This window comes from Pseudomonas sp. DL, assembly GCF_047199225.1.
In the GTDB taxonomy this organism is placed as follows: domain Bacteria; phylum Pseudomonadota; class Gammaproteobacteria; order Pseudomonadales; family Pseudomonadaceae; genus Pseudomonas; species Pseudomonas aeruginosa.
The window spans coordinates 5,976,587-5,999,950 of record NZ_CP178323.1; the positions used below are offsets into that span (position 1 = coordinate 5,976,587).

Consider the following 23,364-nt stretch of genomic DNA (forward strand, 5'->3'; position numbering starts at 1 on the left):
CGGGGCCGGCAAAGGCGTTTCCCCGCCCGGCCCCCTGTTGGCCGGACGGAGCGAATCAGAGATAGCTGTTGAGGATGTCCTCGACGAAGCCTTCCTTGCGCATGCCGTCCAGGGCTGCCTGGAGCTTCTGCACCACTTCGTCGGGAGTCTCGCGGTTGAGCGCCAGGTACAGCTGGTCGCTGTTGAAGCGCAGCACCGTCTTCAGGCCGGTCACGCCTTCCTGCTTGGCCAGGTAGCGCCCGGCAGGATCGCCGCTGGCCCAGAGGTCGATCTGGCCCTTGACCAGCTTCTGCGCGTTTTCCTGGTCGCGTAGCGCCAGGTCGGCCTCGAAACCGTTCTTGCCGAGGAACTCGGCGATGGCATCGCCCTTGTAGGCGCCGATCCGGTATTTCTTCGCCTCGTCCAGGCTGCCCAGGGTGATCGGGCTGTCGCCCTTGGCCAGCAGCACCCAGTCGTCCGGGCCGATCGGACCGACCCACTTGAACTTGTCCTCGCGCTCGGCCAGGCGGGCGGTGACGAACACCCCGTAGCCGGGCTTCTCCAGCGCCAGCTTGTAGATGCGGTCCCAGGGGAAACGCAGGGTCAGGCTGTACTTGATGCCGGCGCGCTTGAACATCTCGCGGACGATATCCACGGCGATGCCGTCGATGTTGTCTTCCTGGGCGAAGTTCTTGCCGTTGATCGCCATGTTGTACGGCGGGAAGTTCTCCGTGAGCAGGACCATGCTGTAGTCGGGATCGGTTTCGGCACGCGCGCCGCCGACCAGCAGCAGGGTTGCGAGCAGCGCGAAGAGCAGGCTTCTTTGCATTGTTGTCATCCTGTCAGGGGCCTGGAGCGAGGCAGAATAACCAGCGCCGCGCCGCCAGGCCAGCCTTTTGCCAGCATCGCCGGCGAGGCGTCAGTAGCGCTCGCGGATCTGCTTCAACAAGCCTTCGCTGCGCAGCGCGTCGACCGCCGTTTGCAACTTCTGCACCAGCTCGTCCGGGGTGTCCTTGTTCAGCGCCAGGAACAGCTCGGCGGTATGGAAACGCTGGACCACCTTCACCTCCTTGAGGCCCTCGCGCTGGGCGACGTAGCGCCCGCTCGGATCGGCGGTGACCCAGAGATCGATCTGCCCACTGGCCAGCTTGTCGACGTTCTCGTTGTCGCGCAGCGCCAGTTGCACCTGCAGGCCGCGGTCGACCAGGTGCTGACTGATGGCGTCGTTCTTGTAGCCGCCGATCCGGTAGCGCGCGGCGTCTTCCAGGCTGTTCAGGTGGATGCTGCTGTCGCCGCGAGCCATCAGTACCCAGTCGTTGACCGCCAGCGGGCCGACCCACTTGAACTTGTCCTCGCGCTCCGGCGTACGGGCGGTGGAAAACACGCCATAGCCGGGCTCGCTCAGCGCCTGCTGGTAGACCCGGTCCCAGGGGAAGCGCAGGATCAGCTGGCACTCGATCTGCGCGCGCTCGCAGGCGGCGCGCACGGTATCGGTGCTGATGCCGCTGATGCCATCGTCCTTGGCGTAGTTGCCGCCGTTCACCGCCATGTTGAACGGCACCAGGTTCTCGGTCAGCAGGACCAGGGTTTCGGCGCGCGCCAGGGCGCTAGCGCATAGCAGGGCCAGGCTGCCGACGCAGCCGAGAGCCAGACGGAAGATGGACATGGAGGACTCCCTGTCGGTCGCAATGTTTGTCGTTATGGCAGGGCATCGGCGCTCTAGCGGCACCTGATGCGGGGGGCGTGACTGTACCTGAAAGAAAGCCGCGCGAGTGTCGACTCGCGCTCAGGAATGGCTAGCCGATCACCGGCCCTGTGCGCTGCGGCGCAACGCGCCTCAGCGCACCACGATACCGCGGCTGGCCAGGTAGGCCTTGGCTTCCGGCACGGTGTACTCGCCGAAGTGGAAGATGCTCGCCGCGAGCACCGCGTCGGCCTTGCCCTCGAGGATGCCGGCGGCCAGGTGCTCCAGGTTGCCGACGCCGCCGGAAGCGATCACCGGCACGTTCACCGCCTCGCTGATGGCGCGGGTCACGCCCAGGTCGTAACCGCTCTTCACGCCGTCCTGGTCCATGCTGGTCAGGAGAATCTCGCCAGCGCCCAAGTCTTCCATCTTCTTAGCCCAGAGCACGGCATCCAGCCCGGTGGGCTTGCGCCCGCCATGGGTGAAGATTTCCCAGCGCGGCGCCTCGCCCGGGGCGGAAACCTTCTTCGCGTCGATGGCGACCACGATGCACTGCGAGCCGAAGCGGTCGGCGGCCTCACCGACGAACTCGGAGTTGAACACCGCGGCGGTGTTGATCGAGACCTTGTCCGCGCCGGCATTCAACAGGTTGCGGATGTCCTGCACGCTGCGTACGCCGCCGCCCACGGTCAGCGGAATGAACACCTGGCTAGCCATGCGCTCGACGGTATGCAGGGTGGTGTCGCGCCCGTCGACGCTGGCGGTGATATCGAGGAAGGTGATCTCGTCGGCACCCTGCTCGTCGTAACGGCGGGCGATCTCGACCGGGTCGCCGGCGTCGCGGATGTTCTCGAACTTGACGCCCTTGACCACTCGGCCGTTGTCCACGTCGAGGCAGGGGATGATGCGTTTTGCCAGTGCCATGCGGTTCGCCTCAGGCCTTGAAGTTGTCGCACAGCGCCTGGGCTTCGGCCACGTCCAGGGTGCCTTCGTAGATCGCCCGGCCGGTGATGGCGCCGATGATCCCCGGGGTGCGGGCGTCCAGCAGCTTCTGGATGTCGCCGAGATTGTGGATGCCGCCGGAGGCGATCACCGGAATCCGCGTGGCATTGGCCAGCGCGGCGGTAGCCTCGACATTGCAGCCCTGCATCATGCCGTCCTTGGAAATATCCGTGTAGACGATGGCGGACACCCCGTCGGCCTCGAAGCGACGAGCCAGGTCGATCACCTGGACTTCGCTGACCTCGGCCCAGCCGTCGGTGGCGACGAAACCGTCCTTGGCATCCAGGCCGACGATGACCTTGCCCGGGAAGGCGCGGCAGGCCTCGCCGACGAACTCAGGCTGCTTGACCGCCTTGGTGCCGATGATGACGTAGCTGACGCCGGCGCGAACGTAATGCTCGATGGTTTCCAGCGAGCGGATGCCGCCGCCGATCTGGATCGGCAGGTCCGGGTAGCGACGGGCGATGGCGGTGACCACCTCGCCGTTGACCGGCTTGCCTTCGAAAGCGCCGTTCAGGTCCACCAGGTGCAGGCGGCGGCAACCGCCATCGACCCATTTGGCGGCCATCGCCACCGGATCGTCGGAGAAGACCGTGGCGTCTTCCATCAGGCCCTGGCGCAGACGCACGCAGGCGCCGTCTTTCAAGTCGATCGCGGGAATGATCAGCATCGGTGAACCCTGTTCAAGTCTGTATTCGGTGGACAGGCGCGCGGAAACTCAACTCTTTTCCAGCGCCCAGACATCGCTCTCGATGCTTTCGAACCGTTCCTTCAGGTACGACTGCACGTCGAGGATGGCCTTGTTGTAGAAGTACGGGGCGAACTCGCGGGCGAAGAAATCGAGCAGTTCCTCGGCTTCGAAGGAACCCAGCTCCAGTTCGAAGCGGTCCTCCATGAAGCGCTTGATCGCCAGTACCGCGTCCTGGGTCTGCGCGGCGTCCAGCTGGAGGATCGGCGTCTTGCTCTTCGCCCTGGCCATGGCCTACCAGCGCCCGTCCCAGGCCACGAAGTTCTGCAGCAGTTGCAGGCCGTGGGTATGGCTCTTTTCCGGGTGGAACTGCACGGCGAAACGCGAGCCTTCGGCCAGCGCGGCGGCGAAATCGACGCCGTAGTGCCCGTGCCCCACCACCTGGCGCGGGTTACCGGCCTCGATGTAATAGCTGTGCACGAAGTAGAAGCGCGCCTGGTCGGGAATCTCGTGCCACAACGGGTGCTCCACCGCCTGGCTCACCTGGTTCCAGCCCATGTGCGGCACCTTCAGGTGCTCGCCGGCTTCGTGCAGGTCCTTGCCGAAGAAGCGCACCTGGCCGGGGAACAGACCGATGCAATCGACCCCGTCGTTCTCCTCGCTGCGCTCCAGCAATGCCTGCATGCCGACGCAGATGCCGAGGAACGGGCGGTCCTGGCTGACCTCGCGGACCAAGGCGTCGAAGCCCAGGCGGCGGATCTCGGCCATGCAGTCGCGGATCGCGCCAACCCCGGGGAACACCACCCGGTCGGCCTCGCGGATCACCGCCGCGTCGCTGCTAACCAGCACCCGGCCGGCACCGACGTGCTCAAGGGCCTTGGCCACCGAGTGCAGGTTGCCCATGCCGTAGTCGATCACGGCTACCGTCTGCATCACAGGCACCCTTTGGTCGACGGCATCTGCCCGGCCATCCGCTCGTCCAGCTCGATGGCCATGCGCAGCGCGCGGCCGAAGGCCTTGAACACGGTCTCGATCTGGTGGTGGGTGTTGTGCCCGCGCAGGTTGTCGATGTGCAGGGTCACCTGGGCGTGGTTGACGAAGCCCTGGAAGAATTCCATGAACAGGTCGACGTCGAAGCCGCCGACGCTGGCACGGGTAAAGGGAACGTGCATCTGCAGGCCGGGCCGCCCGGAGAAGTCGATGACCACCCGCGACAGCGCCTCGTCGAGGGGCACGTAGGCGTGGCCGTAGCGGCGGATGCCCTTCTTGTCGCCGATGGCCTTGGCGAAGGCCTGGCCGAGGGTGATGCCGATGTCCTCGACGGTGTGGTGATCGTCGATATGCAGGTCGCCCTTGCACTCGATGTCCAGGTCGATCAGGCCGTGGCGGGCGATCTGGTCCATCATGTGGTCAAGGAAGGGAACCCCGGTATCGAACCGGGCCTTGCCGGTCCCATCCAGGTCGATGGAGACCTTGATCTGGGTCTCCAGGGTGTCGCGCGCGACGGATGCCTTGCGTTCGGCCATCACCAGCTCCACAGCTAACACTGCACGTAATTATAAGAGGGCCAGCATTATAGGCAGGCCCGGGCTGGCGCTGCCAGCCGCGACCGTCGGCGCGAATCGCCCCACGGGCGGCGGGCCAGGCCTTACACTGCGCTCCTTTCATCCCGCCGCGGAGAGCCGCATGCCCGTGATCGTCGAAACCCTCGCCCAACCCAGCGCCCAGGATCGCCTGGACCTGGCGAAGATCTACGCCGACGCGCCGGACTGGCTGTTCGCCCCGCATGCCGACGGCGCGGCGCTGGTCGCGGCCGGGCTGGCCGCCGACGAGCTGATCGCCGGGCGCTTCAACGACCGCCTGCTGGGTGCCGCCCTGCTGCGGCGCGGCGACGACGCCTGGCAGCTGTCGCACCTTTGCGTGCGCGGCATCACCCGCGGCCGCGGGGTCGGCCGACGCCTCCTCGACGAGGCCCGGCGCCTGGCTGCCGAAGCCGGCAAGCCGCTGCGCCTGGTCGCCCCGGACGGGCACCTGGAGGCCCGTGCCCTCGCGGCACGCCACGGGCTGCCGCTGGACAGCCTCTGATATGCTCGGTGGCGGTCCCCGCCACGGAGCTTCGCCATGTCCTTTTCCTCCGCCGAACGCGCCGCCCTGCTTGCCCTCAAGGGGGTCGGCCCGACCGTGCTGCAACGCCTGGAGCAGATGGGCCTTGACAGCTTCGTCCGGCTGCGCGACTGCGACGCCGCGAGTATCCTCGCCCAGGGCGCGGCCCTGACCGGCTCCAGTTGCTGGAAGAACAGCCCGCAGGCGCGGGCAGCGATCGTCGCCGTGCTGCAGCGCGCAGCCAGCGACGCATGAACGACGTCGACGTACTGGTAGTCGGCGCCGGCGCCCTCGGCCTGGCCTGCGCCGCGCGCCTGGCCGAAGCCGGCCACGGCGTACTGGTGGCGGAGCGCGAACGGCTGGTCGGTAGCCACACCTCCAGTCGCAATTCCGAAGTGATCCACGCCGGCCTCTACTACCCGCCCGGCTCGCTCAAGGCCGATCTCTGCCTGGAAGGCCGCGAACGCCTGTACGCCTGGTGCGCCCGCCACGGCGTCGGCCACCGGCGCATCGGCAAGCTGCTGGTGGCGGTGGAGGAAAACGAGCGCGAGAGGCTCCAGGCCCTGGCGGCCAACGCACGCGCCTGCGGGGTCGACGACCTGATGCCGCTGGACGGCACCACGCTGCGCGCGCTGGAGCCCCAGGTCCGCGGGGTCGCCGCCCTGCTCTCGCCGAGCACGGGAATCATCGACAGCCACGCCTACCTGCAATCGCTGCAGGCCGTCGCCGAACGCCACGGCGCACAACTGGCGCTGGACACCCGGGTCGACCGCCTGGAGCGCCACGCCGGCGGCTGGCGCGCCGAAGGACAGAGCGTCGGCGAAGCGTTCCGGTTGCGCGCGGGCTGGGTGGTCAATGCCGGCGGCCTGTTCGCCCAGGCGCTGGCGCAACGCACCGAAGGCCTCGATCCGCGCCTGGTGCCGGCGCTGCACCTGTGCCAGGGGCGCTATTTCTCCTACAGCGGCCGCTCGCCGTTCCGCCACCTGGTCTACCCGATGCCCGAGGCGCACACCGCCGGGCTCGGCATCCACGCCACCCTCGACCTCGGCGGCCAGTTGCGCTTCGGTCCCGACGTGAATTACGTGGACAACCTCGACTACCGCGTCGACGAATCCCTCCGCCCCGCCTTCGCCCAGGCCATCTCGCGCTACTTCCCCGGCATCGATCCTCGGCGCCTGGCCGCCGGCTACGCCGGCATCCGGCCCAAGCTCGGCGGGCCGGGGGAACCCGCCGCCGACTTCATCATCCAAACCCCTGCCGAACACGGCCTGCCCGGCCTGGTCAACCTGTTCGGCATCGAGTCGCCCGGCCTCACCGCCAGCCTGGCGCTCGCCGAACGGGTCGCCCGCGCACTCTGAGACGAGGTTTCGCCGCGCGCAGGGTCGGCCTGGCAAAACGGCGTTGTTATACTCGCCCGCACATTCACCGCTGCCAGCACAAAGGATTCGTCCATGAAAGCATTCGGCAAGGTCCTGGGGCTGTTCTTCCTGGGACTCTTACTGCTCGTCGTGGCCCTGGGCTTCGCCCTGACCCACCTGTTCGATCCCAATGACTACAAGGACGAAATCCGCCAGATCGCCCGCGACAAGGCCAACCTGGAGCTGGACCTGAAGGGCGACATCGGCTGGAGCCTGTTCCCCTGGCTGGGCCTGGAGCTGCACGACACCAGCATCGCCAGCGCCGCCACGCCGACCAAGCCGTTCGCCGACCTGCAGATGCTCGGCCTGTCGGTGCGGGTCCTGCCGCTGCTGCGCAAGGACGTGCAGATGAGCGCGATCCGCGTCGAAGGCCTGAGCCTGGACCTGGTCCGCGACAAGCAGGGCAAGGGCAACTGGGAAAACATCGGCAAGCCGGCCCAGCCCCAGGCCCCGGCCGCTCCTTCCGCCACCCCGCCGGCAGCGGACGGCAAGGGCGCCCAGGCGCAGGCACCGGAGCAGGCGCCGCAGAACGACAGCCCGCGCACCCCGATCAAGCTCGACATCGACAGCCTCAACGTCAACAACGCCCGCGTCACCTACACCGACGAAGCCAGCGGCAAGCAGTACAACGTCGAGGGCATCGAGCTGAGCACCGGCGCCATTCGCGAAGGCAGCAGCATTCCGCTGAAGCTCAACGCCTACCTCGGCACCAACCAGCCGGTGGTACGGGTCAAGACCGAGCTGACCGGCAACCTGCGCTTCGACACCGCGCTCAGGCGCTACCAACTGGAAGACGCCAGGCTCTCCGGCGAAGCCTCGGGCGAGCCGCTGCAAGGCAAGACCGCCACCTTCTCCGCCCAGGGCCAGTTGCTGCTCGACCAGTCGGCGCAGATCGCCGAGTGGAACGGCCTGAAGCTGAGCGTCAACCAGTTGCGCGCCCTCGGCGAACTGAAGGCCCGCGAGCTGGACAAGGACACCAAGTTCAGCGGCGGCCTGTCGATCGCGCCGATGAACCTGCGCGAGTTCCTCGCCGGCATCGGTGTGACCCTGCCGGCCATGGCCGATGCCAACACCCTCGGCAAGTTCGAGCTGAACACCCGCCTGGCCGGCAGCCGCAACAGCCTGAATCTCGAAGACCTCAAGCTGGGTCTGGACGACACCGCCTTCAGCGGCCGCTTCGGCATCGCCGATTTCGCCAGGCAATCGCTGCGCGCCCAGCTCAAGGGCGACAAGCTCGACCTCGACCGCTACCTGCCGGCCAAGGCCAAGCAAGCCCAGGATGCCGCCAGCGCCACGCGCAAGGCGGAAGTCGACGCCACCGTGGCCAGTGCCGCCCAGGGCAACACGCCGCTACCGGAAAAACCGACCAGGCAGGCCTGGAGCGACGCGCCGCTGCTGCCCATCGCGACCCTGCGCAAGCTCGACCTGGACGTGGCGCTGAACTTCGGCCGGCTGACCGTCGAGAAGCTGCCGATCGACGACGCCAGCCTGAAGCTGCGCGGCCAGGGCGGCGTGATCAGCCTCGACGACATGCGCGGCGGGCTGTACAACGGCCGCTTCAACGCCAAGGCCAACCTCGATGTACGCCAGGACAGCGCCGTGCTGACCGCCACCAAGCACATCGCCAACGTGCCGGTGGAGCGCCTGCTCGAAGCCCAGGGCAAGAAACCGCCGGTGAAGGGGCTGCTCGACCTCGACGCCGACATCCGCACCAGCGGCAACAGCGAGAAATCCTGGATCGACCATCTCAACGGCAACGCACGCTTCAGCCTGATCAACGGCGTGCTGCCCGACGCCAACCTGGAGCAACAGCTCTGCCAGGGCATCGCTACCCTCAACCGCAAGGCCCTTGCCGGTACTCACGGCGGCAAGGACACGCCTTTCCGCGAGCTCAAGGGCAGCCTGAACTTCACCAACGGCGTGGCCAGCAACCCTGACCTGAAAGTGGCCATTCCCGGCCTGGCGGTCAGCGGCCACGGCGATATCGACCTGCGCGTGCTGGGCATGGACTATCGCATCGGCGTGGAGATCCAGGGCGACAAGAGCGACATGCCGGACCCGGCCTGCCAGGTCAACCAGCGCTACGCCGGCATCGAATGGCCGCTGCTCTGCCGCGGCCCGCTGGAACTCGGCGCCAAGGCCTGCCGCCTGGACAAGGAAGGCATGGGCAAGGTCGCCGCGAAACTGGCCGGCAATCGCCTCAACGAAAAACTCGAAGAGAAGCTCGGCGACAAGGTCAGTCCGGAGCTGAAAGACGCACTCAAAGGGCTGTTCAACCGCAAATGACACCTGAAGGCTTCAACGGCGCGGTCCTCGACTGGTACGACCGTCACGGTCGCAAGGATCTGCCCTGGCAACAGGGCATCACCCCCTACCGGGTGTGGGTCTCGGAAATCATGCTGCAGCAGACCCAGGTCAGCACCGTGCTCGGTTACTTCGACCGTTTCATGGCAGCGTTGCCCGACGTCGAGGCACTGGCCGCGGCGGCCGAGGACGAAGTCCTGCACCTGTGGACCGGGCTCGGCTACTACAGCCGTGCGCGCAACCTGCACAAGACCGCGCAGATCGTGGTCGAGCGGCATGCGGGGGAGTTCCCCCGCGACGTCGAGCAACTCGCCGAACTGCCCGGCATCGGCCGCTCCACCGCTGGAGCCATCGCCAGCCTGTCGATGGGCCTGCGCGCACCGATCCTCGACGGCAACGTCAAGCGCGTACTGGCGCGCTACCTGGCGCAGGACGGCTATCCCGGCGAACCGAAGGTGGCCAGGGCGCTGTGGGAAGCCGCCGAACGCTTCACCCCGCACGCACGGGTCAACCACTACACCCAGGCGATGATGGACCTCGGCGCCACCCTCTGCACGCGCAGCAAGCCCAGTTGCCTGCTTTGCCCGCTGGTCTCCGGCTGCCGCGCGCACCTGCTCGGCCGCGAAGCCGATTATCCGCAGCCCAAGCCGCGCAAGGCGTTGCCGCAGAAGCGCACGCTGATGCCGATCCTGGCCAACCGCGACGGCGCCATACTGCTCTACCGGCGGCCTTCCAGCGGACTCTGGGGCGGGCTCTGGAGCCTCCCCGAACTGGACGACCTCGACGGCCTCGAACCGCTCGCCGCGCGCCATTCCCTGGCCCTCGGCGAGCGCCGCGAACTGAGCGGCCTGACCCATACCTTCAGTCATTTCCAGCTCGCCATCGAGCCCTGGCTGGTGGCGGTGGAAGGCGCTCCGCGCGCCGTGGCCGAGGGCGACTGGCTCTGGTATAACCTCGCCACCCCGCCGCGCCTGGGCCTCGCCGCTCCGGTGAAGAAGCTGCTCAAGCGCGCAGAACAGGAACTCGGACGCGGCACGGCCGCGTGAATGCCGGGCCCGCGGGCCCGGCGGCAACTGCAGGAGAACGACCATGAGCCGCACCGTGATGTGCCGCAAGTACCACGAAGAGCTGCCCGGCCTCGACCGCCCGCCGTATCCTGGCGCGAAGGGCGAGGACATCTACAACAACGTGTCGCGCAAGGCCTGGGACGAGTGGCAGAAGCACCAGACCATGCTGATCAACGAGCGTCGCCTGAACATGATGAACGCCGAGGACCGCAAGTTCCTCCAGCAGGAGATGGACAAGTTCCTCTCCGGCGAGGACTACGCCAAGGCCGACGGCTACGTGCCGCCATCCGCCTGACCCCCACCCCGCCCGACGGAGGCCGCCATGACTCCATCCCTCTCTGGCCTGCCTCCGATCCGCACCGCGCTGATCGGCTACGGCTTCGCCGGCAAGACCTTCCACGCCCCGCTGATCCGCGCGGTACCGGCGTTGTGCCTGGAGCACGTGGTCTCCCGCGACCCTGGGCGGGTGCACGCCGACCTGCCCGAAGCCCGGGTCAGCGCCGATCCGGATGAGGCCATCGAGGCCGCCGACATCGACCTGGTGGTCATCGCCTCGCCCAATGCCACCCACGCCAGCCTCGCCGAACGGGCCTTGCGCGCCGGCAAGCACGTGGTGGTGGACAAGCCGTTCACCGTCACCCTGGCCGAAGCCCGGCGCCTCGCCGACCTCGCCCGTGAACGGCCTGGGCAGGTCCTCTCGGTGTTCCAGAACCGGCGCTTCGACAGCGACTTCCTCGCCGTGGAGGCCGCCCTGCAGGCCGGCAGCATCGGCCCGGTGCGCTACTTCGAGTCGGCCATCGAGCGCTTCCGTCCGCAGGTCCGCGACCGCTGGCGCGAACACGACCTGCCCGGCTCCGGGCTGTGGTTCGACCTCGGCCCGCACCTGCTCGACCAGGCACTGTGCCTGTTCGGCATACCGCAGCGTGTGCTCGGACACCTGCGCCGGCTGCGCGAGGGGGCGCAGACCGACGACTGGTTCGAGGTCCTGCTCGATTATCCGCACTGCCAGGTAGCGCTGCGCGCCAGCATGCTCGCCGCCAATCCGGCGCCACGCTTCAATGTGCACGGCGACCACGGCAGCCTGCTCAAGGCCGGCGCCGATATCCAGGAAGCGCAACTGCTCCAGGGACTGCACCCCGGTTCCGCCGGCTGGGGCCGCGATCCCGAGCTGTTGCAGCACATCGATGGCCAGGGTCTGCGCCAGTCGCTGGTCACCCCGGCAGGCGACCAGAGCCGCTACTACCAGGCGCTGGCCGCCGCCATCCGCGGCCAGTCGCGCAACCCGGTGTCGGCGCAACAGGCCTGCGCGCTGATGGCCCTGCTGGAGTTGGCACGACGCTCCGCCGAGGAAGGCCGGAGCCTGCCGGTGGAGCTGCGCGACGAGGAACGCCAGGCCTGGAACTGAGGCACGGCAGTCCGGCGGAAACCGCGAGGGGATCGTAAGGCGTTAAAAAACAAAAAAAATTTCTTCGCCGGTGTTGACACTGCCGCGCTAAACCCGTTTAATTGCGCCCCGTTGCCCAGGTAGCTCAGTTGGTAGAGCAGGGGATTGAAAATCCCCGTGTCGGCGGTTCGATTCCGTCCCTGGGCACCATGAATACGACGAAAAGGCTCACCTCCGGGTGGGCCTTTTTGCTTTCCGCCGTTCGCCTAGACGTGCTGCCCGCCGTTGACGTGGATTTCCGCGCCATTCACGTAGGATGCGCCGCTGGTGCAGAGGAAGTAGATCAGCGAAGCGATCTCCTCCGGCCGGCCGAGGCGGTGCAGCGGGATGCTGCGCTCGACGATCTCCTCGGTGCCCGGCGACAGGATCGAGGTGTCGATCTCCCCCGGCGCGATGGCGTTCACCCGCACCCCATGCGGGCCGAAGTCGTGGGCCATCTCGCGGGTCAGCGCGGACAACGCCGCCTTGGAAGTTGCGTAGGCCACCCCGGCGAACGGATGCACCTTCGAGCCGGCGATGGAGGTCACGTTTATCACCGTTCCCTGCGCCGCCTTCAGCTCGGCGAACAGGCCGCGCGCCAGCAGCGCGGTGGAGAACAGGTTGACGTTGAACACCCGCAGCCAGGTGGCGTAGTCGGTTTCCAGCACACCGAGGCGCTCGCCGCCTTCGCCCTTGGGCGAGATGCCGGCATTGTCCACCAGCGCGTGGAGCCGGCCGTCGCCGAGCTTCTCGCGGATCAGTTCCAGGCTGGCCTCGACGCCGGGAATGTCCTCCAGGTCCAGGTGGATGTGGTTTTCCTCGCCGTCCGCCCAGGGACATTCGCTGGCCCAGCTCTGCCGCGACGCGGTGAACACCCGCCAACCCGCGGCATTGAAGTACTTCACCGTGGCATGCCCGATACCGCGGCTCGCCCCGGTCAGCAACAGGGTCTTTCTCTCCGCCATACGCCCTCCGTGAAGGCCTGCTGGAATGAACGCGACTCGCACAGCCTACAAGGAATGACGAATCGCCGCGGCGGATCTTTCGCCCATCCCGGCGAACGGCCGAGCGTGAGCCAGGCAGTGCCGATAGACTAGGCGGACCTTGTCCGGACCCCCGATCGATGCTGAAGAAAAGCTTCAACTCCCTGCTCACCACCTGGCTCGCCGGCCTGCTGGTGATGCTGCCGCTGGTACTCACCGTAGCCTTGCTGGCCTGGGTGGTCAGCTTGCTGAACCGCTTCGTCGGTCCATCCAGCCTGATCGGTCGCGGCTTCGCCGCCATCGGCCAGCCGCTCGCCGGCGATTCGCCACTGGCCTACCTGCTCGGTACCGCGCTACTGCTGGTAGCCATCTACCTGCTTGGCCTCGGCGTACAGCTAGGCCTGAAGCGGCCGCTGGCCAACCTGTTCGACCTGACCCTGCGGCGCACCCCGCTGATCGGCAACCTGTACAACCTGGCCGACCGTTTCGTCGGCCTGCTGGACAAGAAGCAGGACGCCGACATCGCCGCGATGAGTCCGGTGTGGTGTTTCTTCGGCGGCGACGGCGCCGCCGTGCTGGCGCTGATGCCCAACCCCGAAGCGGTGGAACTGGACGGCCGCGCGCACTACGCGATCCTGGTGCCGACCGCGCCGATCCCGGTGGGCGGCGGCCTGCTCTACGTTCCGGTGGAATGGGTGAAACCGGCACAGATCGGCATGGACACCTTCACCAGCATCTATGTGTCGATGGGCATCACCCCACCGCCGCCGCTGGCCGCCGCCAAGGTGCTGGCGGAGCCGCGCGCGGAGCAGCCGCCGGCGGCTCCATAGGCGGTCCCGCATGCCCGGGAACGGGGCGCGCACCGACCTCCAGGCTCTGCTTCAGGTCAGGGTTCGCCAGGAGTTTTCTTCGAAAGCCGACAGTTTTGTTCCTACGCGACAGCGCACTGCAGCGATGCGACAAGATGCCGCCAACCCCGCTCCAGAGGCACGCCGCCTGCTTGGCTCCGGTTGAAGCGCTGTGCTAGCTTGCCTTCGCCAGGAAGGCCCTTCCAATCCGAATAACAAGAGGAAAATCCATGGCCGAGGCCACCCCCGCACTGGAAATCCGTAACCTGCACAAGCGCTACGGCGACCTCGAAGTGCTCAAGGGCATCTCCCTCACCGCCCGCGACGGCGACGTGATCTCCATCCTCGGATCGTCCGGCTCGGGCAAATCCACCTTCCTGCGCTGCATCAACCTGCTGGAGAACCCGCACCAGGGCCAGATCCTGGTCTCCGGCGAAGAGCTGCGCCTGAAGAAGAGCAAGAACGGCGACCTGGTCGCCGCCGACAGCCAGCAGATCAACCGGCTGCGCAGCGAACTCGGTTTCGTCTTCCAGAATTTCAACCTGTGGCCGCACATGAGCATCCTCGACAACGTGATCGAGGCGCCACGTCGCGTACTGGGCAAGAGCAAGGCCGAAGCGATCGAGATCGCCGAGGGCCTGCTGGCCAAGGTCGGCATCGCCGACAAGCGCCACAGCTATCCCGCGCAACTTTCCGGCGGCCAGCAGCAGCGCGCGGCCATCGCCCGGACCCTGGCCATGCAACCCAAGGTGATCCTGTTCGACGAGCCCACCTCGGCGCTCGACCCGGAAATGGTACAGGAAGTGCTTAACGTGATCCGTGCGCTCGCCGAAGAGGGCCGGACCATGCTGCTGGTCACCCACGAAATAAGCTTCGCCCGCCAGGTTTCCAGCGAGGTGGTATTCCTCCACCAGGGCCTGGTAGAAGAGCAGGGAACGCCGCAACAGGTTTTCGAAAACCCCCAGTCGGCGCGCTGCAAACAGTTCATGTCCAGCCACCGCTAACGGAGCAACACCGCATGAAGAACTATAAGAAGATCCTGCTGGCCGCCGCTGCAACCCTGGCCTTCGCCCTCGACGCCAGCGCCGCCGACAAGCTGCGCATCGGCACCGAAGGCGCCTACCCGCCCTTCAACGGCATCGATGCCAGCGGCCAGGCGGTCGGCTTCGACCTCGACATCGGCAAGGCGCTGTGCGCCAAGATGAAGACCGAGTGCGAGGTGGTGACCTCCGACTGGGACGGCATCATCCCGGCGTTGAACGCCAAGAAGTTCGACTTCATCGTCGCGTCCATGTCGATCACCGACGAGCGCAAGCAGGCAGTCGACTTCACCGATCCCTACTACACCAACAAGCTGCAGTTCGTCGCGCCGAAGAGCGTCGACTTCAAGACCGACAAGGACTCCCTGAAGGGCAAGGTGATCGGCGCCCAGCGCGCCACCATCGCCGGCACCTGGCTGGAAGACAACATGGCCGACGTGGTCACCATCAAGCTCTACGACACCCAGGAGAACGCCTACCTCGACCTCTCCTCGGGGCGCCTGGACGGCGTGCTGGCCGACAAGTTCGTGCAGTACGACTGGCTGAAGAGCGACGCCGGCAAGGAGTTCGAGTTCAAGGGCGAACCGGTGTTCGACAACGACAAGATCGGTATCGCCGTGCGCAAGGGCGACCCGCTGCGCGAGAAGCTCAACGCCGCGCTGAAGGAAATCGTCGCCGACGGTACCTACAAGAAGATCAACGACAAGTACTTCCCCTTCAGCATCTATTGATGCCAAGCCAGGCCACCGCCGGGCGCGTCCCGGCGGTGGCCGCCTTCAGGCCTGACTTCTCATGATTCTCGACCTGCATGGGTTCGGCGACCAACTGCTCGCCGGGACCTGGATGACCCTCAAGCTGTCGCTGGCGGCGGTCTGCGTGGGGCTGTTGCTCGGCCTCCTCGGCGCCATCGCGAAGACTTCGAAGTACGCGGCCCTGCGCTTCCTCGGCGGCACCTACACCACCATCGTCCGTGGCGTGCCGGAAACGCTCTGGGTACTGATGATCTATTTCGGCACGGTGAGCGGCCTGAACGCCCTCGGCGACCTTTTCGGCAAGCCGGACCTGGCACTCTCGCCGTTCGCCGCCGGCACCCTGGCCCTCGGCCTGTGCTTCGGCGCCTACGCCACCGAGGTGTTCCGCGGCGCGCTGTTGTCCATTCCGCGCGGCCATCGCGAGGCCGGCCAGGCGCTCGGCCTGTCGCCCGGACGGATCTTCTGGCGCATCGTCCTGCCGCAGATCTGGCGGGTCGCCCTGCCCGGCCTCGGCAACCTGTACCTGATCCTGCTGAAGGACACCGCGCTGGTGTCGCTGATCACCCTCGACGAGATCATGCGCAAGGCGCAGGTCGCCTCCAACGCGACCAAGGAACCCTTCACCTTCTACATGACCGCGGCCGCCATCTACCTGAGCCTCACGGTCGTCATCATGGTCGCCCTGCACTTCCTCGAACGTCGCGCCGGCCGTGGTTTCGTGAGGAACGAGCTATGAGCGAGTGGGAGCTGATCCTCAAGTGGATGCCGAAGATGCTCCAGGGCGCGGCGCTGACCCTGGAGCTGCTGGCGATCGCGGTGGTCGCCGGGCTCGCCCTGGCCCTGCCGCTGGGCATCGCCCGCGCCTCGCGGCACTGGTACGTGCGCGCGGTGCCGTACGCCTACATCTTCTTCTTCCGCGGCACGCCGCTGCTGCTGCAACTGTTCATCGTCTACTACGGCCTGGCGCAGTTCGAGGAAGTGCGCAAGAGCGCCTTCTGGCCCTACCTGCGCGATCCGTACTGGTGCGCGCTGCTGACCATGACCCTGCACACCGCCGCCTATATCGCCGAGATCCTCCGCGGCGCGATCCACTCGGTGCCGGTCGGCGAGGTGGAGGCCGCCCGCGCCCTCGGCATGTCGCGGCGCCAGGCGCTCTGGCACATCATCCTGCCGCGCGCGGTGCGCATCGGCCTGCCGGCCTACAGCAACGAAGTGATCCTGATGCTCAAGGCCAGCGCGGTGGTCTACACCGTGACCCTGTTCGACATCATGGGCATGGCCCGGACCATCATCGCCCGCACCTACGAATCGATGCTGTTCTTCTGCCTGGCCGGCGCGCTGTACCTGGTGATCACCATCGTGCTGACGCGGATATTCCGCCTGATCGAACGCTGGTTGCGGGTCGACGCCACCCAGGGCCGCTGAGCGGGCGCTTTCCGATGCCTGCGGGGCGGCTATAATCGCCGCCCCGTTTTCCCGCTGCCGCTCGCATCGTGTCCGAAACCTTCCCGTTCCTCACTGGCGACGCCCTGTCGCAGCGCTTCCTCGCGCTGGACGCGTTCCTCCTCGAACACCAGCGGCTCTGGCGACCCCGCCCGTTCAGCGAACCGACCCTGGCGTGGGAAGCCGAACACACCGAGCTGGCGTCCTGGCTGCGCGGGCGCAGCCTCGAACAGGCCGACGCGGAGCACAACCAGCCCACCCGCCTGGCCGCGCCCGCGCCTTATCCGCAGCTCGCCGCCCAAGCCGCGGCGCTGGGCGCGGTCGGCGAACTGCCATTGGCGGAACGCCCGCAGGCACCGAACCGCTTCAACGTCGACGTACCGGGACGCAAGTGGCAGCAGATCGGCCTGTTCGCCGGGCGCCTGCAGTTCGCCCGGCCGGTCGTCCACTGGCTCGACTGGTGCTCCGGCAAGGGCCATCTGGGCCGCCTGCTGGCCCATACGGGGCAACCGCTGACCTGCCTCGAACACGATCCCGCGCTGGTCGCCGACGGACAGCGCCTGAGCGACCGCCTGGGGCTCTCCGCCCACCACCTCCGCCAGGATGTGCTGGCCGCGGACTGCGCCGAGCGCCTGCTTCCCGGGCATACGCCAGTGGCCCTGCACGCTTGCGGCGAACTGCACCTGCGCCTGCTGCGCCTGGCCAGCCAGGCCGGCTGTCGCCAACTGGCGGTGGCGCCATGCTGCTACAACCGCATTCCGGGGCCTTTCTACCAGCCACTCTCGCAAGCAGCAGGCCGATCGCTGCTCGCGCTATCGCTTGACGACCTGCGCCTGCCCCTGAGCGAGACAGTCACCGCCAGCCAACGGGTCCGTCGCCAGCGCGACCAGTCGATGGCCCGGCGCCTGGGTTTCGACCTGCTGCAGCGCGAGCTACGCGGAATCGACCAGTACCTCAGCGTGCCTTCCCTTCCGGTGGCCTGGCTGGAACGTCCATACGCCGACTACTGTCGCGAACTCGCCGCCCTCAAGGGACTTCCCGAACCGGCCGCGCGCGACTGGCAGGCGCTGGAAGCGGCCGGCTGGAAGCGCCTGGCGATGGTTCGCAACCTGGAACTGGTGCGCGCCCTGTTCCGCCGCCCGCTGGAACTCTGGCTGCTGCTGGACCGCTGCCTGTATCTGGTCGAACAGGGCTATAGCGTCCGCCTGGGCGAGTTCTGTCCGACCTCCCTGTCTCCGCGAAACCTGCTGATCCTTGCGGAGCGCAGCTGATACGGGTGTTCCGGATGGTTGCCCACACAACCTGTGGATAAGTCTGGTGACAAGTTCTGGGAAACATCTGCCGAGGGGCCCGTATCCAGGGGCGGTCAATGCTGTTCAAAAAATGAACAGAAAAAATAAAATCCATATAAAACAATATCTTGATAACAACCGAGATAACCGCAGCGATTCTTAGAGCGTTTCCTTCCTATCCCTTGCCCACTTGTGCATAAGCCTGGCTTTCCGGTTAATCCGAAAGTGGACTTCAGCACCGGCAATAGTTGCAGAACGGCATCGCATGACGTTCGAAGGAACGGATTGTTCTTTTATTGCAACGGTTGAGCTCTTGTTAATCGCTGCCTAGGCAGTATTATTTTGAAACACTTTCCCTGCCTAGACAGCGATCCCCTCCACCATGGGTCACTACAGCGCCTCCGACTTTCCCTTCAAGGGCTCCATTGGCCAGCTCATCGGCGTCAGTGCCGCGACCAAGGACCGCATCCTCGAGAAGCACCTCGCCGCGCTGGACATCACCGCCGCCCAGTTCAAGGTGCTGATCTTCGTCGGTCTCAACCGCGCCAACAGTCCGGTCGAACTGTGTCGCGAGCTGTCGGTGGACAGCGGCTCGATGACGCGCATGCTGGCGCGCCTGGAGAAAAAAGGGCTGCTGCTGCGCGGCCGCTGTCCCGAAGACCGCCGTTGCCTGCGCCTGGATCTCAGCGAAGCGGGACGGAAGGTCCAGGAGCAGCTTCCGCTGATCGCCTCGGCGGCGATGAACGAGCTGGTCGCCTGCCTGAGCACGGAAGAATTGCAGACGCTGACCCATCTGCTGACCAAGGTTCTGCTACACGCCGGCTGCCCTAGGGCCAGCCTGCAGGAGTCCTGATCCATGCCGTTCCCTCTTCTCCATCCCTGGCCGCAGCGATTGGCGCTGGCCTCGGCGATAGTGCTGGCCGCCGGCTGCGTCACTTCCGAAGGCCTGGAACCGAACGCCCGACTGCAACCGGCAGGCGCCCTCCAGGCGGGCAGGAGCCTGGACGGCGTAGCCCTTTCGCCAGCGGCCTGGCCGCGCCAGGACTGGTGGACCGGGCTCGGCGACCGGCAGCTCGACCAACTGATCGGCGAAGCCCTGCAAGGCACCCCCGACCTGCAGATCGCCGAGGCGCGTGCGCGCCAGGCGGCGGCAACGGCCCAGGCGCAAGATGCCGCGCGCCAGCCGACGCTGGACGCCAAGGCCAGCTACTCCGGCATCCGCGCGCCGACCAGCGTGGCCCCGGCACCGCTCGGCGGCCGCTATTCGGCGATCAAGTACCTGTCGCTCGGCTTCAACTACGACTTCGACCTCTGGGGCGGCGAGCGCGCCGCCTGGGAAGCCGCCCTCGGCCAGGCCAATGCCGCCCGGATCGACAGCCAGGCCGCACGCATCGGCCTCTCGGCGAGCATCGCCCGCGCCTACAGCGACCTCGCCCACGCCTTTACCGTGCGCGATCTCGCCGAGGAAGAACTGAAGCGCTCGCAGCGCATGACCGAGCTGAGCCAGAAGCGCATGAGCGCCGGACTCGACAGTAAGGTCCAGCTGCAACAGACGCAGACCCAGCTGGCCACCGCCCGCCAGCAGCTCAGCGCCGCCGAGCAGGACATCGCCAGCGCCCGCATCGCCCTCGCCGTGCTGCTGGGCAAGGGGCCCGATCGCGGTCTCGAACTGCAGCGCCCGCAACCGCTGAACCCGGCCAGCCTGAGCCTGCCCTCGGTGCTCCCGGCGGAACTGCTCGGCCGCCGCGCCGACATCGTTGCCGCGCGCTGGCGGGTCGAGGCGGCGCGCCGCAACATCGACTCGGCGAAGACCGAGTTCTATCCCAACCTCAATCTCGGCGCGATGGCCGGCCTCGCCGCCCTGCACACCAGCGACGTGTTGCAGGCGCCGAGCCGCTTCTTCCAGGTGGCGCCGGCGATCTCCCTGCCGATCTTCGACGGTGGCCGCCGCCGCGCCAACCTGGCCGAACGCGACGCCGACTACGACCTGGCCGTCGGCCAGTACAACAAGACGCTGGTCCAGGCCCTCGGCGAGGTCAGCGATAACCTCGGCAAGTTGCGCTCCCTGGAGCAGCAGGTGATCGACCAGCGCCAGGCCCGCGATATCGCCAGGTCCAACTTCGACCTGGCCATGCGTCGCTACGGCGAAGGCGTCGGCAGCTACCTCGACGCCCTCAGCGTGCAACAGCAACTGCTGGTCGCCGAACGCCAGCTGGCCAGCCTGGAGAGCCAGCAGATCGATCTTTCCGTCCAGCTGGTCCAGGCCCTGGGCGGCGGTTTCCAACCCGATTCCCGCTCCGCTGCGCTCGCTACCGCGAAAGCGCCGGCAGAATGAACGAGGCACCCACCATGACTACCGCCAACAGCGAAACCCCCGCCGGCAACCCGAAGCGCAAGCGCTGGTTGCTGATCCTGCTCGCCGTGATCGTTCTCGCCACCCTGGCCAGCGTGGCCTGGGAGTTCTTCTACGGCCGCTGGCACGAGGACACCGACGACGCCTACATCAACGGCAACGTGGTACAGATCACCCCGCAGATCGTCGGCACCGTGGTCAGCATCGGCGCCGACGACGGCGACCTGGTGCGCAAGGGCCAGGAACTGGTCAGGTTCGATCCCAGCGACGCCGACATCGCCCTCCAACGCGCCGAGGCCAACCTGGCCCACACCGTGCGCCAGGTGCGCGGGCTGTTCAGCAACGTCGACGGCTATCGCGCCGAGGTCGCCACCCGCAAGGTCGCGCTGGCCAAGGCCGAGGCCGACTACAAGCGGCGCAAGAACCTCGCAGACGACGGCGCCATTTCCCAGGAGGAACTGGCCCACGCCCGCGACGCCCTGGACAGCGCGAAAGCCTCGCTGACCAGCTCGGAACAGCAGTTGAACACCAATCGCGCGCTGGTCGACGACACCCAGATCACCTCCCATCCGGACGTCAAGGCCGCCGCCGCGCAACTGCGCCAGGCCTACCTGGACGACGCCCGCTCGACCATCGTCGCGCCGGTCACCGGCTACGTCGCCAAGCGCAGCGTACAGGTCGGCCAGCGCGTGCAACCGGGCAATGCGCTGATGGCCGTGGTCCCGCTGGACCAGATCTGGATCGACGCCAACTTCAAGGAAACCCAGCTCAAGCACATGCGTATCGGCCAGCCGGTGGAGATCCGCTCCGACCTCTACGGCAGCGACGTGCGCTACAGCGGCACCGTCGACAGCCTCGGCGTGGGCACCGGCAGCGCGTTCTCCCTGCTGCCGGCGCAGAACGCCACCGGCAACTGGATCAAGATCGTCCAGCGGGTGCCGGTGCGCATCCATATCGATCCGCAAGAATTGCAGAAGCATCCGCTGCGCATCGGCCTGTCGATGGACGTCAAGGTCGACCTGCACGACCAGAGCGGCCCGGCCCTGGCCCAGCAGCCACCGCGCGAAGCGCTGTTCTCCACCGATGTCTACCAGCAGCAACTGGCCTCGGCCGACAAGCTGATCGAACGCCTGATCGAAGCCAACCTCGCCGAAGACCACGGCAAGACCGCCCAGCGTTGAGCCCGCCAGCATGAGCGAAAGCAGCAGCTTCTCCCCGCCCAGCCTGGTGATGGCGACCATCGGCCTGTCCCTGGCGACTTTCATGCAGGTGCTCGACACCACCATCGCCAACGTCGCCCTGCCGACCATCTCCGGTAACCTCGGGGTGAGTTCGGAACAGGGCACCTGGGTGATCACCTCGTTCGCCGTGAGCAACGCCATCGCCCTGCCGCTGACCGGCTGGCTGGCCCGGCGGGTCGGCGAGGTGCGCCTGTTCATCGCCGCCGCGCTGCTGTTCGTACTCGCCTCGTTCCTCTGCGGCATCGCCCAGTCGATGCCTTCTCTGGTCGGCTTCCGCGCCTTGCAGGGCTTCGTCGCCGGGCCGCTGTATCCGATCACCCAGACCCTGCTGATCTCCATCTACCCACCGGCGAAGCGCGGCATGGCCCTGGCCCTGCTCGCGATGGTCACGGTGGTGGCGCCGATCGCCGGGCCGATCCTCGGCGGCTGGATCACCGACGACTACAGCTGGCCGTGGATCTTCTTCATCAACGTGCCGGTCGGCCTGTTCGCCGCCTTCGTCGTCTACCAGCAACTGAAGGCACGCCCGGTGGTGATCAAGAAGGCGCCGATGGACTACGTCGGCCTGATCGCCCTGGTGATCGGCGTCGGCGCCCTGCAGATCGTCCTCGACAAGGGCAACGACCTGGACTGGTTCGAGTCGAACTTCATCGTCGGCGGCGCGCTGATCGCGGCGATCGCCCTGGCCTTCTTCATCATCTGGGAATTCACCGACCGCCATCCGATCGTCAACCTGCGCCTGTTCGCCCACCGCAACTTCGCCGCCGGCACCCTGGCGCTGGTGCTGGGCTATGCCGCGTTCTTCGGCATCAACCTGCTGCTCCCGCAATGGCTACAGACCCAGATGGGCTACACCGCCACCTGGGCCGGGCTGGCCGCCGCGCCAATCGGCATCCTCCCGGTGTTCCTCTCGCCGCTGGTCGGCCGCTACGCCAACCATTTCGACCTGCGCATGCTCGCCGGCCTGTCGTTCCTGGCGATGGCCATCACCTGCTTCATGCGCGCCAACTTCACCACCGAGGTCGACTACCAGCACATCGCCATCGTGCAGTTGATCATGGGGCTCGGCGTGGCGTTCTTCTTCATGCCGATCCTGAGCATCCTGCTCTCCGACCTGCCCCCCGACCAGATCGCCGACGGCTCCGGCCTGGCCACCTTCCTGCGCACCCTCGGCGGCAGCTTCGCCGCCTCGCTGACCACCTGGATCTGGAACCGCCGCGCCACGCAACACCACGCCTACCTCAGCGAAAACATCAGCCTCTACGACCCGGCCACCCACGAAACCCTCGCCCAGCTCGGCGGCAACACCCAGGCGAACGCGGCGCTGCTCGACCGGATGGTGCAGAGCCAGGCCTACATGATGTCCACCATCGACTACTTCACCATGCTCGGCTGGCTGTTCCTCGCCCTGCTGGTGATCATCTGGCTGGCCCGCCCGCCGTTCGGCGCCAAGCCCGGCGCGGCCGCCTCCGGGCACTGAGGACGAACGGCATTCGGGCAGGAAAATCAGTGGTTTACTCCTGGCGGCGGCTGGCTATAATGTCGCCCTCTTCGCCGGTATAGCTCAGCTGGTAGAGCAACTGACTTGTAATCAGTAGGTCCCGGGTTCGACTCCTGGTGCCGGCACCATGAATCCCGAAAAGCCCCGCCTCGCGCGGGGCTTTTTGTTTTATCCTGCTTCCTTTCTACCCAGTGATGGCACTTCGAATAGAATGCCGGGTCAGATGCACCTACCAGATCTGGG

General features: G+C 66.9%; 25 protein-coding genes and 2 tRNA genes. 19 read left to right on the top strand and 8 right to left on the bottom strand.

Annotation, left to right across the window (positions count from 1 at the left end; genetic code table 11):
• Positions 1 to 55 precede the first annotated feature (55 nt).
• The 7 genes from ACI766_RS27825 to hisB all read right to left on the bottom strand — a co-directional run bounded on the left by ACI766_RS27825 (position 56) and on the right by hisB (position 4,879).
• Complete coding sequence (locus tag ACI766_RS27825) at positions 56 to 808, bottom strand: substrate-binding periplasmic protein (protein ID WP_003106330.1); 753 nt, start codon at positions 806 to 808, stop codon at positions 56 to 58.
• Positions 809 to 898: 90 nt separating this feature from the next.
• Positions 899 to 1,645, bottom strand: coding sequence for a substrate-binding periplasmic protein (locus ACI766_RS27830; RefSeq protein WP_003106332.1), 747 nt, complete (start codon positions 1,643 to 1,645; stop codon positions 899 to 901).
• 171 nt (positions 1,646 to 1,816) lie between these two features.
• On the bottom strand, positions 1,817 to 2,587 hold the full coding sequence (gene hisF, locus ACI766_RS27835) for an imidazole glycerol phosphate synthase subunit HisF (protein ID WP_412828484.1): 771 nt from the start codon (positions 2,585 to 2,587) through the stop codon (positions 1,817 to 1,819).
• Between the two features lie 10 nt (positions 2,588 to 2,597).
• On the bottom strand, positions 2,598 to 3,335 hold the full coding sequence (gene hisA / locus ACI766_RS27840; protein ID WP_003106336.1) for a 1-(5-phosphoribosyl)-5-[(5-phosphoribosylamino)methylideneamino]imidazole-4-carboxamide isomerase: 738 nt from the start codon (positions 3,333 to 3,335) through the stop codon (positions 2,598 to 2,600).
• A gap of 48 nt (positions 3,336 to 3,383) precedes the next feature.
• Positions 3,384 to 3,644 carry a DUF2164 domain-containing protein gene (locus ACI766_RS27845; protein WP_003096084.1) on the bottom strand — a complete coding sequence of 87 codons (261 nt, stop codon included), beginning with the start codon at positions 3,642 to 3,644 and terminating at the stop codon, positions 3,384 to 3,386.
• Between the two features lie 3 nt (positions 3,645 to 3,647).
• Positions 3,648 to 4,286, bottom strand: coding sequence for an imidazole glycerol phosphate synthase subunit HisH (hisH, locus tag ACI766_RS27850; protein WP_003096087.1), 639 nt, complete (start codon positions 4,284 to 4,286; stop codon positions 3,648 to 3,650).
• Complete coding sequence (gene hisB / locus ACI766_RS27855; RefSeq protein ID WP_003096088.1) at positions 4,286 to 4,879, bottom strand: imidazoleglycerol-phosphate dehydratase HisB; 594 nt, start codon at positions 4,877 to 4,879, stop codon at positions 4,286 to 4,288. Before hisB ends, hisH begins: the two co-directional genes overlap by 1 nt.
• A gap of 160 nt (positions 4,880 to 5,039) precedes the next feature.
• Here hisB and ACI766_RS27860 point away from each other — a divergent pair, with 160 nt between their 5' ends.
• The 8 genes from ACI766_RS27860 to ACI766_RS27895 all read left to right on the top strand — a co-directional run bounded on the left by ACI766_RS27860 (position 5,040) and on the right by ACI766_RS27895 (position 11,839).
• Complete coding sequence (locus ACI766_RS27860; RefSeq protein WP_003457678.1) at positions 5,040 to 5,438, top strand: acetyl-CoA sensor PanZ family protein; 399 nt, start codon at positions 5,040 to 5,042, stop codon at positions 5,436 to 5,438.
• Between the two features lie 36 nt (positions 5,439 to 5,474).
• The gene (locus ACI766_RS27865) at positions 5,475 to 5,711 is read left to right on the top strand and encodes a hypothetical protein (RefSeq protein WP_003112622.1); all 237 of its coding nucleotides are present in this window, start codon (positions 5,475 to 5,477) and stop codon (positions 5,709 to 5,711) included.
• Positions 5,708 to 6,814 (top strand): NAD(P)/FAD-dependent oxidoreductase, encoded by a 1,107-nt coding sequence (locus tag ACI766_RS27870; protein WP_012614645.1) that lies wholly within the window; start codon positions 5,708 to 5,710, stop codon positions 6,812 to 6,814. Before ACI766_RS27865 ends, ACI766_RS27870 begins: the two co-directional genes overlap by 4 nt.
• A gap of 93 nt (positions 6,815 to 6,907) precedes the next feature.
• Positions 6,908 to 9,160 carry an AsmA family protein gene (locus tag ACI766_RS27875; RefSeq protein ID WP_003105535.1) on the top strand — a complete coding sequence of 751 codons (2,253 nt, stop codon included), beginning with the start codon at positions 6,908 to 6,910 and terminating at the stop codon, positions 9,158 to 9,160.
• Positions 9,157 to 10,224: an A/G-specific adenine glycosylase gene (gene mutY, locus ACI766_RS27880; RefSeq protein ID WP_003110600.1), complete on the top strand. Its 1,068-nt coding sequence runs from the start codon at positions 9,157 to 9,159 to the stop codon at positions 10,222 to 10,224. The genes ACI766_RS27875 and mutY overlap by 4 nt, the downstream gene beginning before the upstream one ends.
• 43 nt (positions 10,225 to 10,267) lie before the next feature.
• A complete protein-coding gene (locus ACI766_RS27885; protein ID WP_003096100.1) occupies positions 10,268 to 10,540 on the top strand; it encodes an oxidative damage protection protein in 273 nt (90 codons plus the stop codon).
• A 27-nt stretch (positions 10,541 to 10,567) separates the two neighbouring features.
• Entirely contained in the window at positions 10,568 to 11,650 is a 1,083-nt protein-coding gene (locus ACI766_RS27890) for an oxidoreductase (RefSeq protein WP_034076864.1), read from the top strand.
• Between the two features lie 113 nt (positions 11,651 to 11,763).
• Positions 11,764 to 11,839 (top strand) — tRNA-Phe (locus ACI766_RS27895).
• 56 nt (positions 11,840 to 11,895) lie between these two features.
• On the opposite strand, the gene ACI766_RS27900 is transcribed toward ACI766_RS27895, so the two are convergent.
• Positions 11,896 to 12,633, bottom strand: coding sequence for an SDR family NAD(P)-dependent oxidoreductase (locus ACI766_RS27900; RefSeq protein WP_003096148.1), 738 nt, complete (start codon positions 12,631 to 12,633; stop codon positions 11,896 to 11,898).
• Positions 12,634 to 12,791: 158 nt separating this feature from the next.
• On the opposite strand from ACI766_RS27900, the gene ACI766_RS27905 reads away from it, so the two are divergent.
• The 11 genes from ACI766_RS27905 (at position 12,792) to ACI766_RS27955 (ending at position 23,249) form a co-directional block, all read left to right on the top strand.
• Complete coding sequence (locus ACI766_RS27905) at positions 12,792 to 13,481, top strand: DUF502 domain-containing protein (protein WP_003110598.1); 690 nt, start codon at positions 12,792 to 12,794, stop codon at positions 13,479 to 13,481.
• A 248-nt stretch (positions 13,482 to 13,729) separates the two neighbouring features.
• Positions 13,730 to 14,503 carry an ABC transporter ATP-binding protein gene (locus ACI766_RS27910; protein WP_087823881.1) on the top strand — a complete coding sequence of 258 codons (774 nt, stop codon included), beginning with the start codon at positions 13,730 to 13,732 and terminating at the stop codon, positions 14,501 to 14,503.
• A gap of 14 nt (positions 14,504 to 14,517) precedes the next feature.
• Positions 14,518 to 15,270 (top strand): ABC transporter substrate-binding protein, encoded by a 753-nt coding sequence (locus ACI766_RS27915; protein WP_003096156.1) that lies wholly within the window; start codon positions 14,518 to 14,520, stop codon positions 15,268 to 15,270.
• Positions 15,271 to 15,331: 61 nt separating this feature from the next.
• Positions 15,332 to 16,027: an ABC transporter permease gene (locus ACI766_RS27920; protein ID WP_003110597.1), complete on the top strand. Its 696-nt coding sequence runs from the start codon at positions 15,332 to 15,334 to the stop codon at positions 16,025 to 16,027.
• Complete coding sequence (locus ACI766_RS27925; protein ID WP_003096163.1) at positions 16,024 to 16,716, top strand: ABC transporter permease; 693 nt, start codon at positions 16,024 to 16,026, stop codon at positions 16,714 to 16,716. Before ACI766_RS27920 ends, ACI766_RS27925 begins: the two co-directional genes overlap by 4 nt.
• 68 nt (positions 16,717 to 16,784) lie before the next feature.
• Positions 16,785 to 18,005 (top strand): methyltransferase, encoded by a 1,221-nt coding sequence (locus ACI766_RS27930; RefSeq protein ID WP_017001320.1) that lies wholly within the window; start codon positions 16,785 to 16,787, stop codon positions 18,003 to 18,005.
• Positions 18,006 to 18,408: 403 nt separating this feature from the next.
• On the top strand, positions 18,409 to 18,879 hold the full coding sequence (locus ACI766_RS27935) for a MarR family winged helix-turn-helix transcriptional regulator (protein ID WP_003110596.1): 471 nt from the start codon (positions 18,409 to 18,411) through the stop codon (positions 18,877 to 18,879).
• Between the two features lie 3 nt (positions 18,880 to 18,882).
• Positions 18,883 to 20,361: an efflux transporter outer membrane subunit gene (locus tag ACI766_RS27940; RefSeq protein WP_003118019.1), complete on the top strand. Its 1,479-nt coding sequence runs from the start codon at positions 18,883 to 18,885 to the stop codon at positions 20,359 to 20,361.
• Between the two features lie 14 nt (positions 20,362 to 20,375).
• On the top strand, positions 20,376 to 21,560 hold the full coding sequence (locus ACI766_RS27945; protein WP_003110594.1) for an efflux RND transporter periplasmic adaptor subunit: 1,185 nt from the start codon (positions 20,376 to 20,378) through the stop codon (positions 21,558 to 21,560).
• A 10-nt stretch (positions 21,561 to 21,570) separates the two neighbouring features.
• Entirely contained in the window at positions 21,571 to 23,100 is a 1,530-nt protein-coding gene (locus ACI766_RS27950) for a DHA2 family efflux MFS transporter permease subunit (RefSeq protein WP_003096173.1), read from the top strand.
• A 73-nt stretch (positions 23,101 to 23,173) separates the two neighbouring features.
• A tRNA-Thr gene (locus ACI766_RS27955) sits at positions 23,174 to 23,249 on the top strand.
• The last annotated feature ends 115 nt before the right edge of the window (positions 23,250 to 23,364 follow it).

Coding starts and splice junctions, on each gene's coding strand:
- ACI766_RS27825 (WP_003106330.1), bottom strand. CDS start 808: ATGCAAAGAAGCCTGCTCTTCGCGCTGCTCGCAACCCTGCTGCTGGTC.
- ACI766_RS27830 (WP_003106332.1), bottom strand. CDS start 1,645: ATGTCCATCTTCCGTCTGGCTCTCGGCTGCGTCGGCAGCCTGGCCCTG.
- hisF (WP_412828484.1), bottom strand. CDS start 2,587: ATGGCACTGGCAAAACGCATCATCCCCTGCCTCGACGTGGACAACGGC.
- hisA (WP_003106336.1), bottom strand. CDS start 3,335: ATGCTGATCATTCCCGCGATCGACTTGAAAGACGGCGCCTGCGTGCGT.
- ACI766_RS27845 (WP_003096084.1), bottom strand. CDS start 3,644: ATGGCCAGGGCGAAGAGCAAGACGCCGATCCTCCAGCTGGACGCCGCG.
- hisH (WP_003096087.1), bottom strand. CDS start 4,286: ATGCAGACGGTAGCCGTGATCGACTACGGCATGGGCAACCTGCACTCG.
- hisB (WP_003096088.1), bottom strand. CDS start 4,879: ATGGCCGAACGCAAGGCATCCGTCGCGCGCGACACCCTGGAGACCCAG.
- ACI766_RS27860 (WP_003457678.1), top strand. CDS start 5,040: ATGCCCGTGATCGTCGAAACCCTCGCCCAACCCAGCGCCCAGGATCGC.
- ACI766_RS27865 (WP_003112622.1), top strand. CDS start 5,475: ATGTCCTTTTCCTCCGCCGAACGCGCCGCCCTGCTTGCCCTCAAGGGG.
- ACI766_RS27870 (WP_012614645.1), top strand. CDS start 5,708: ATGAACGACGTCGACGTACTGGTAGTCGGCGCCGGCGCCCTCGGCCTG.
- ACI766_RS27875 (WP_003105535.1), top strand. CDS start 6,908: ATGAAAGCATTCGGCAAGGTCCTGGGGCTGTTCTTCCTGGGACTCTTA.
- mutY (WP_003110600.1), top strand. CDS start 9,157: ATGACACCTGAAGGCTTCAACGGCGCGGTCCTCGACTGGTACGACCGT.
- ACI766_RS27885 (WP_003096100.1), top strand. CDS start 10,268: ATGAGCCGCACCGTGATGTGCCGCAAGTACCACGAAGAGCTGCCCGGC.
- ACI766_RS27890 (WP_034076864.1), top strand. CDS start 10,568: ATGACTCCATCCCTCTCTGGCCTGCCTCCGATCCGCACCGCGCTGATC.
- ACI766_RS27900 (WP_003096148.1), bottom strand. CDS start 12,633: ATGGCGGAGAGAAAGACCCTGTTGCTGACCGGGGCGAGCCGCGGTATC.
- ACI766_RS27905 (WP_003110598.1), top strand. CDS start 12,792: ATGCTGAAGAAAAGCTTCAACTCCCTGCTCACCACCTGGCTCGCCGGC.
- ACI766_RS27910 (WP_087823881.1), top strand. CDS start 13,730: ATGGCCGAGGCCACCCCCGCACTGGAAATCCGTAACCTGCACAAGCGC.
- ACI766_RS27915 (WP_003096156.1), top strand. CDS start 14,518: ATGAAGAACTATAAGAAGATCCTGCTGGCCGCCGCTGCAACCCTGGCC.
- ACI766_RS27920 (WP_003110597.1), top strand. CDS start 15,332: ATGATTCTCGACCTGCATGGGTTCGGCGACCAACTGCTCGCCGGGACC.
- ACI766_RS27925 (WP_003096163.1), top strand. CDS start 16,024: ATGAGCGAGTGGGAGCTGATCCTCAAGTGGATGCCGAAGATGCTCCAG.
- ACI766_RS27935 (WP_003110596.1), top strand. CDS start 18,409: ATGGGTCACTACAGCGCCTCCGACTTTCCCTTCAAGGGCTCCATTGGC.
- ACI766_RS27940 (WP_003118019.1), top strand. CDS start 18,883: ATGCCGTTCCCTCTTCTCCATCCCTGGCCGCAGCGATTGGCGCTGGCC.
- ACI766_RS27945 (WP_003110594.1), top strand. CDS start 20,376: ATGACTACCGCCAACAGCGAAACCCCCGCCGGCAACCCGAAGCGCAAG.
- ACI766_RS27950 (WP_003096173.1), top strand. CDS start 21,571: ATGAGCGAAAGCAGCAGCTTCTCCCCGCCCAGCCTGGTGATGGCGACC.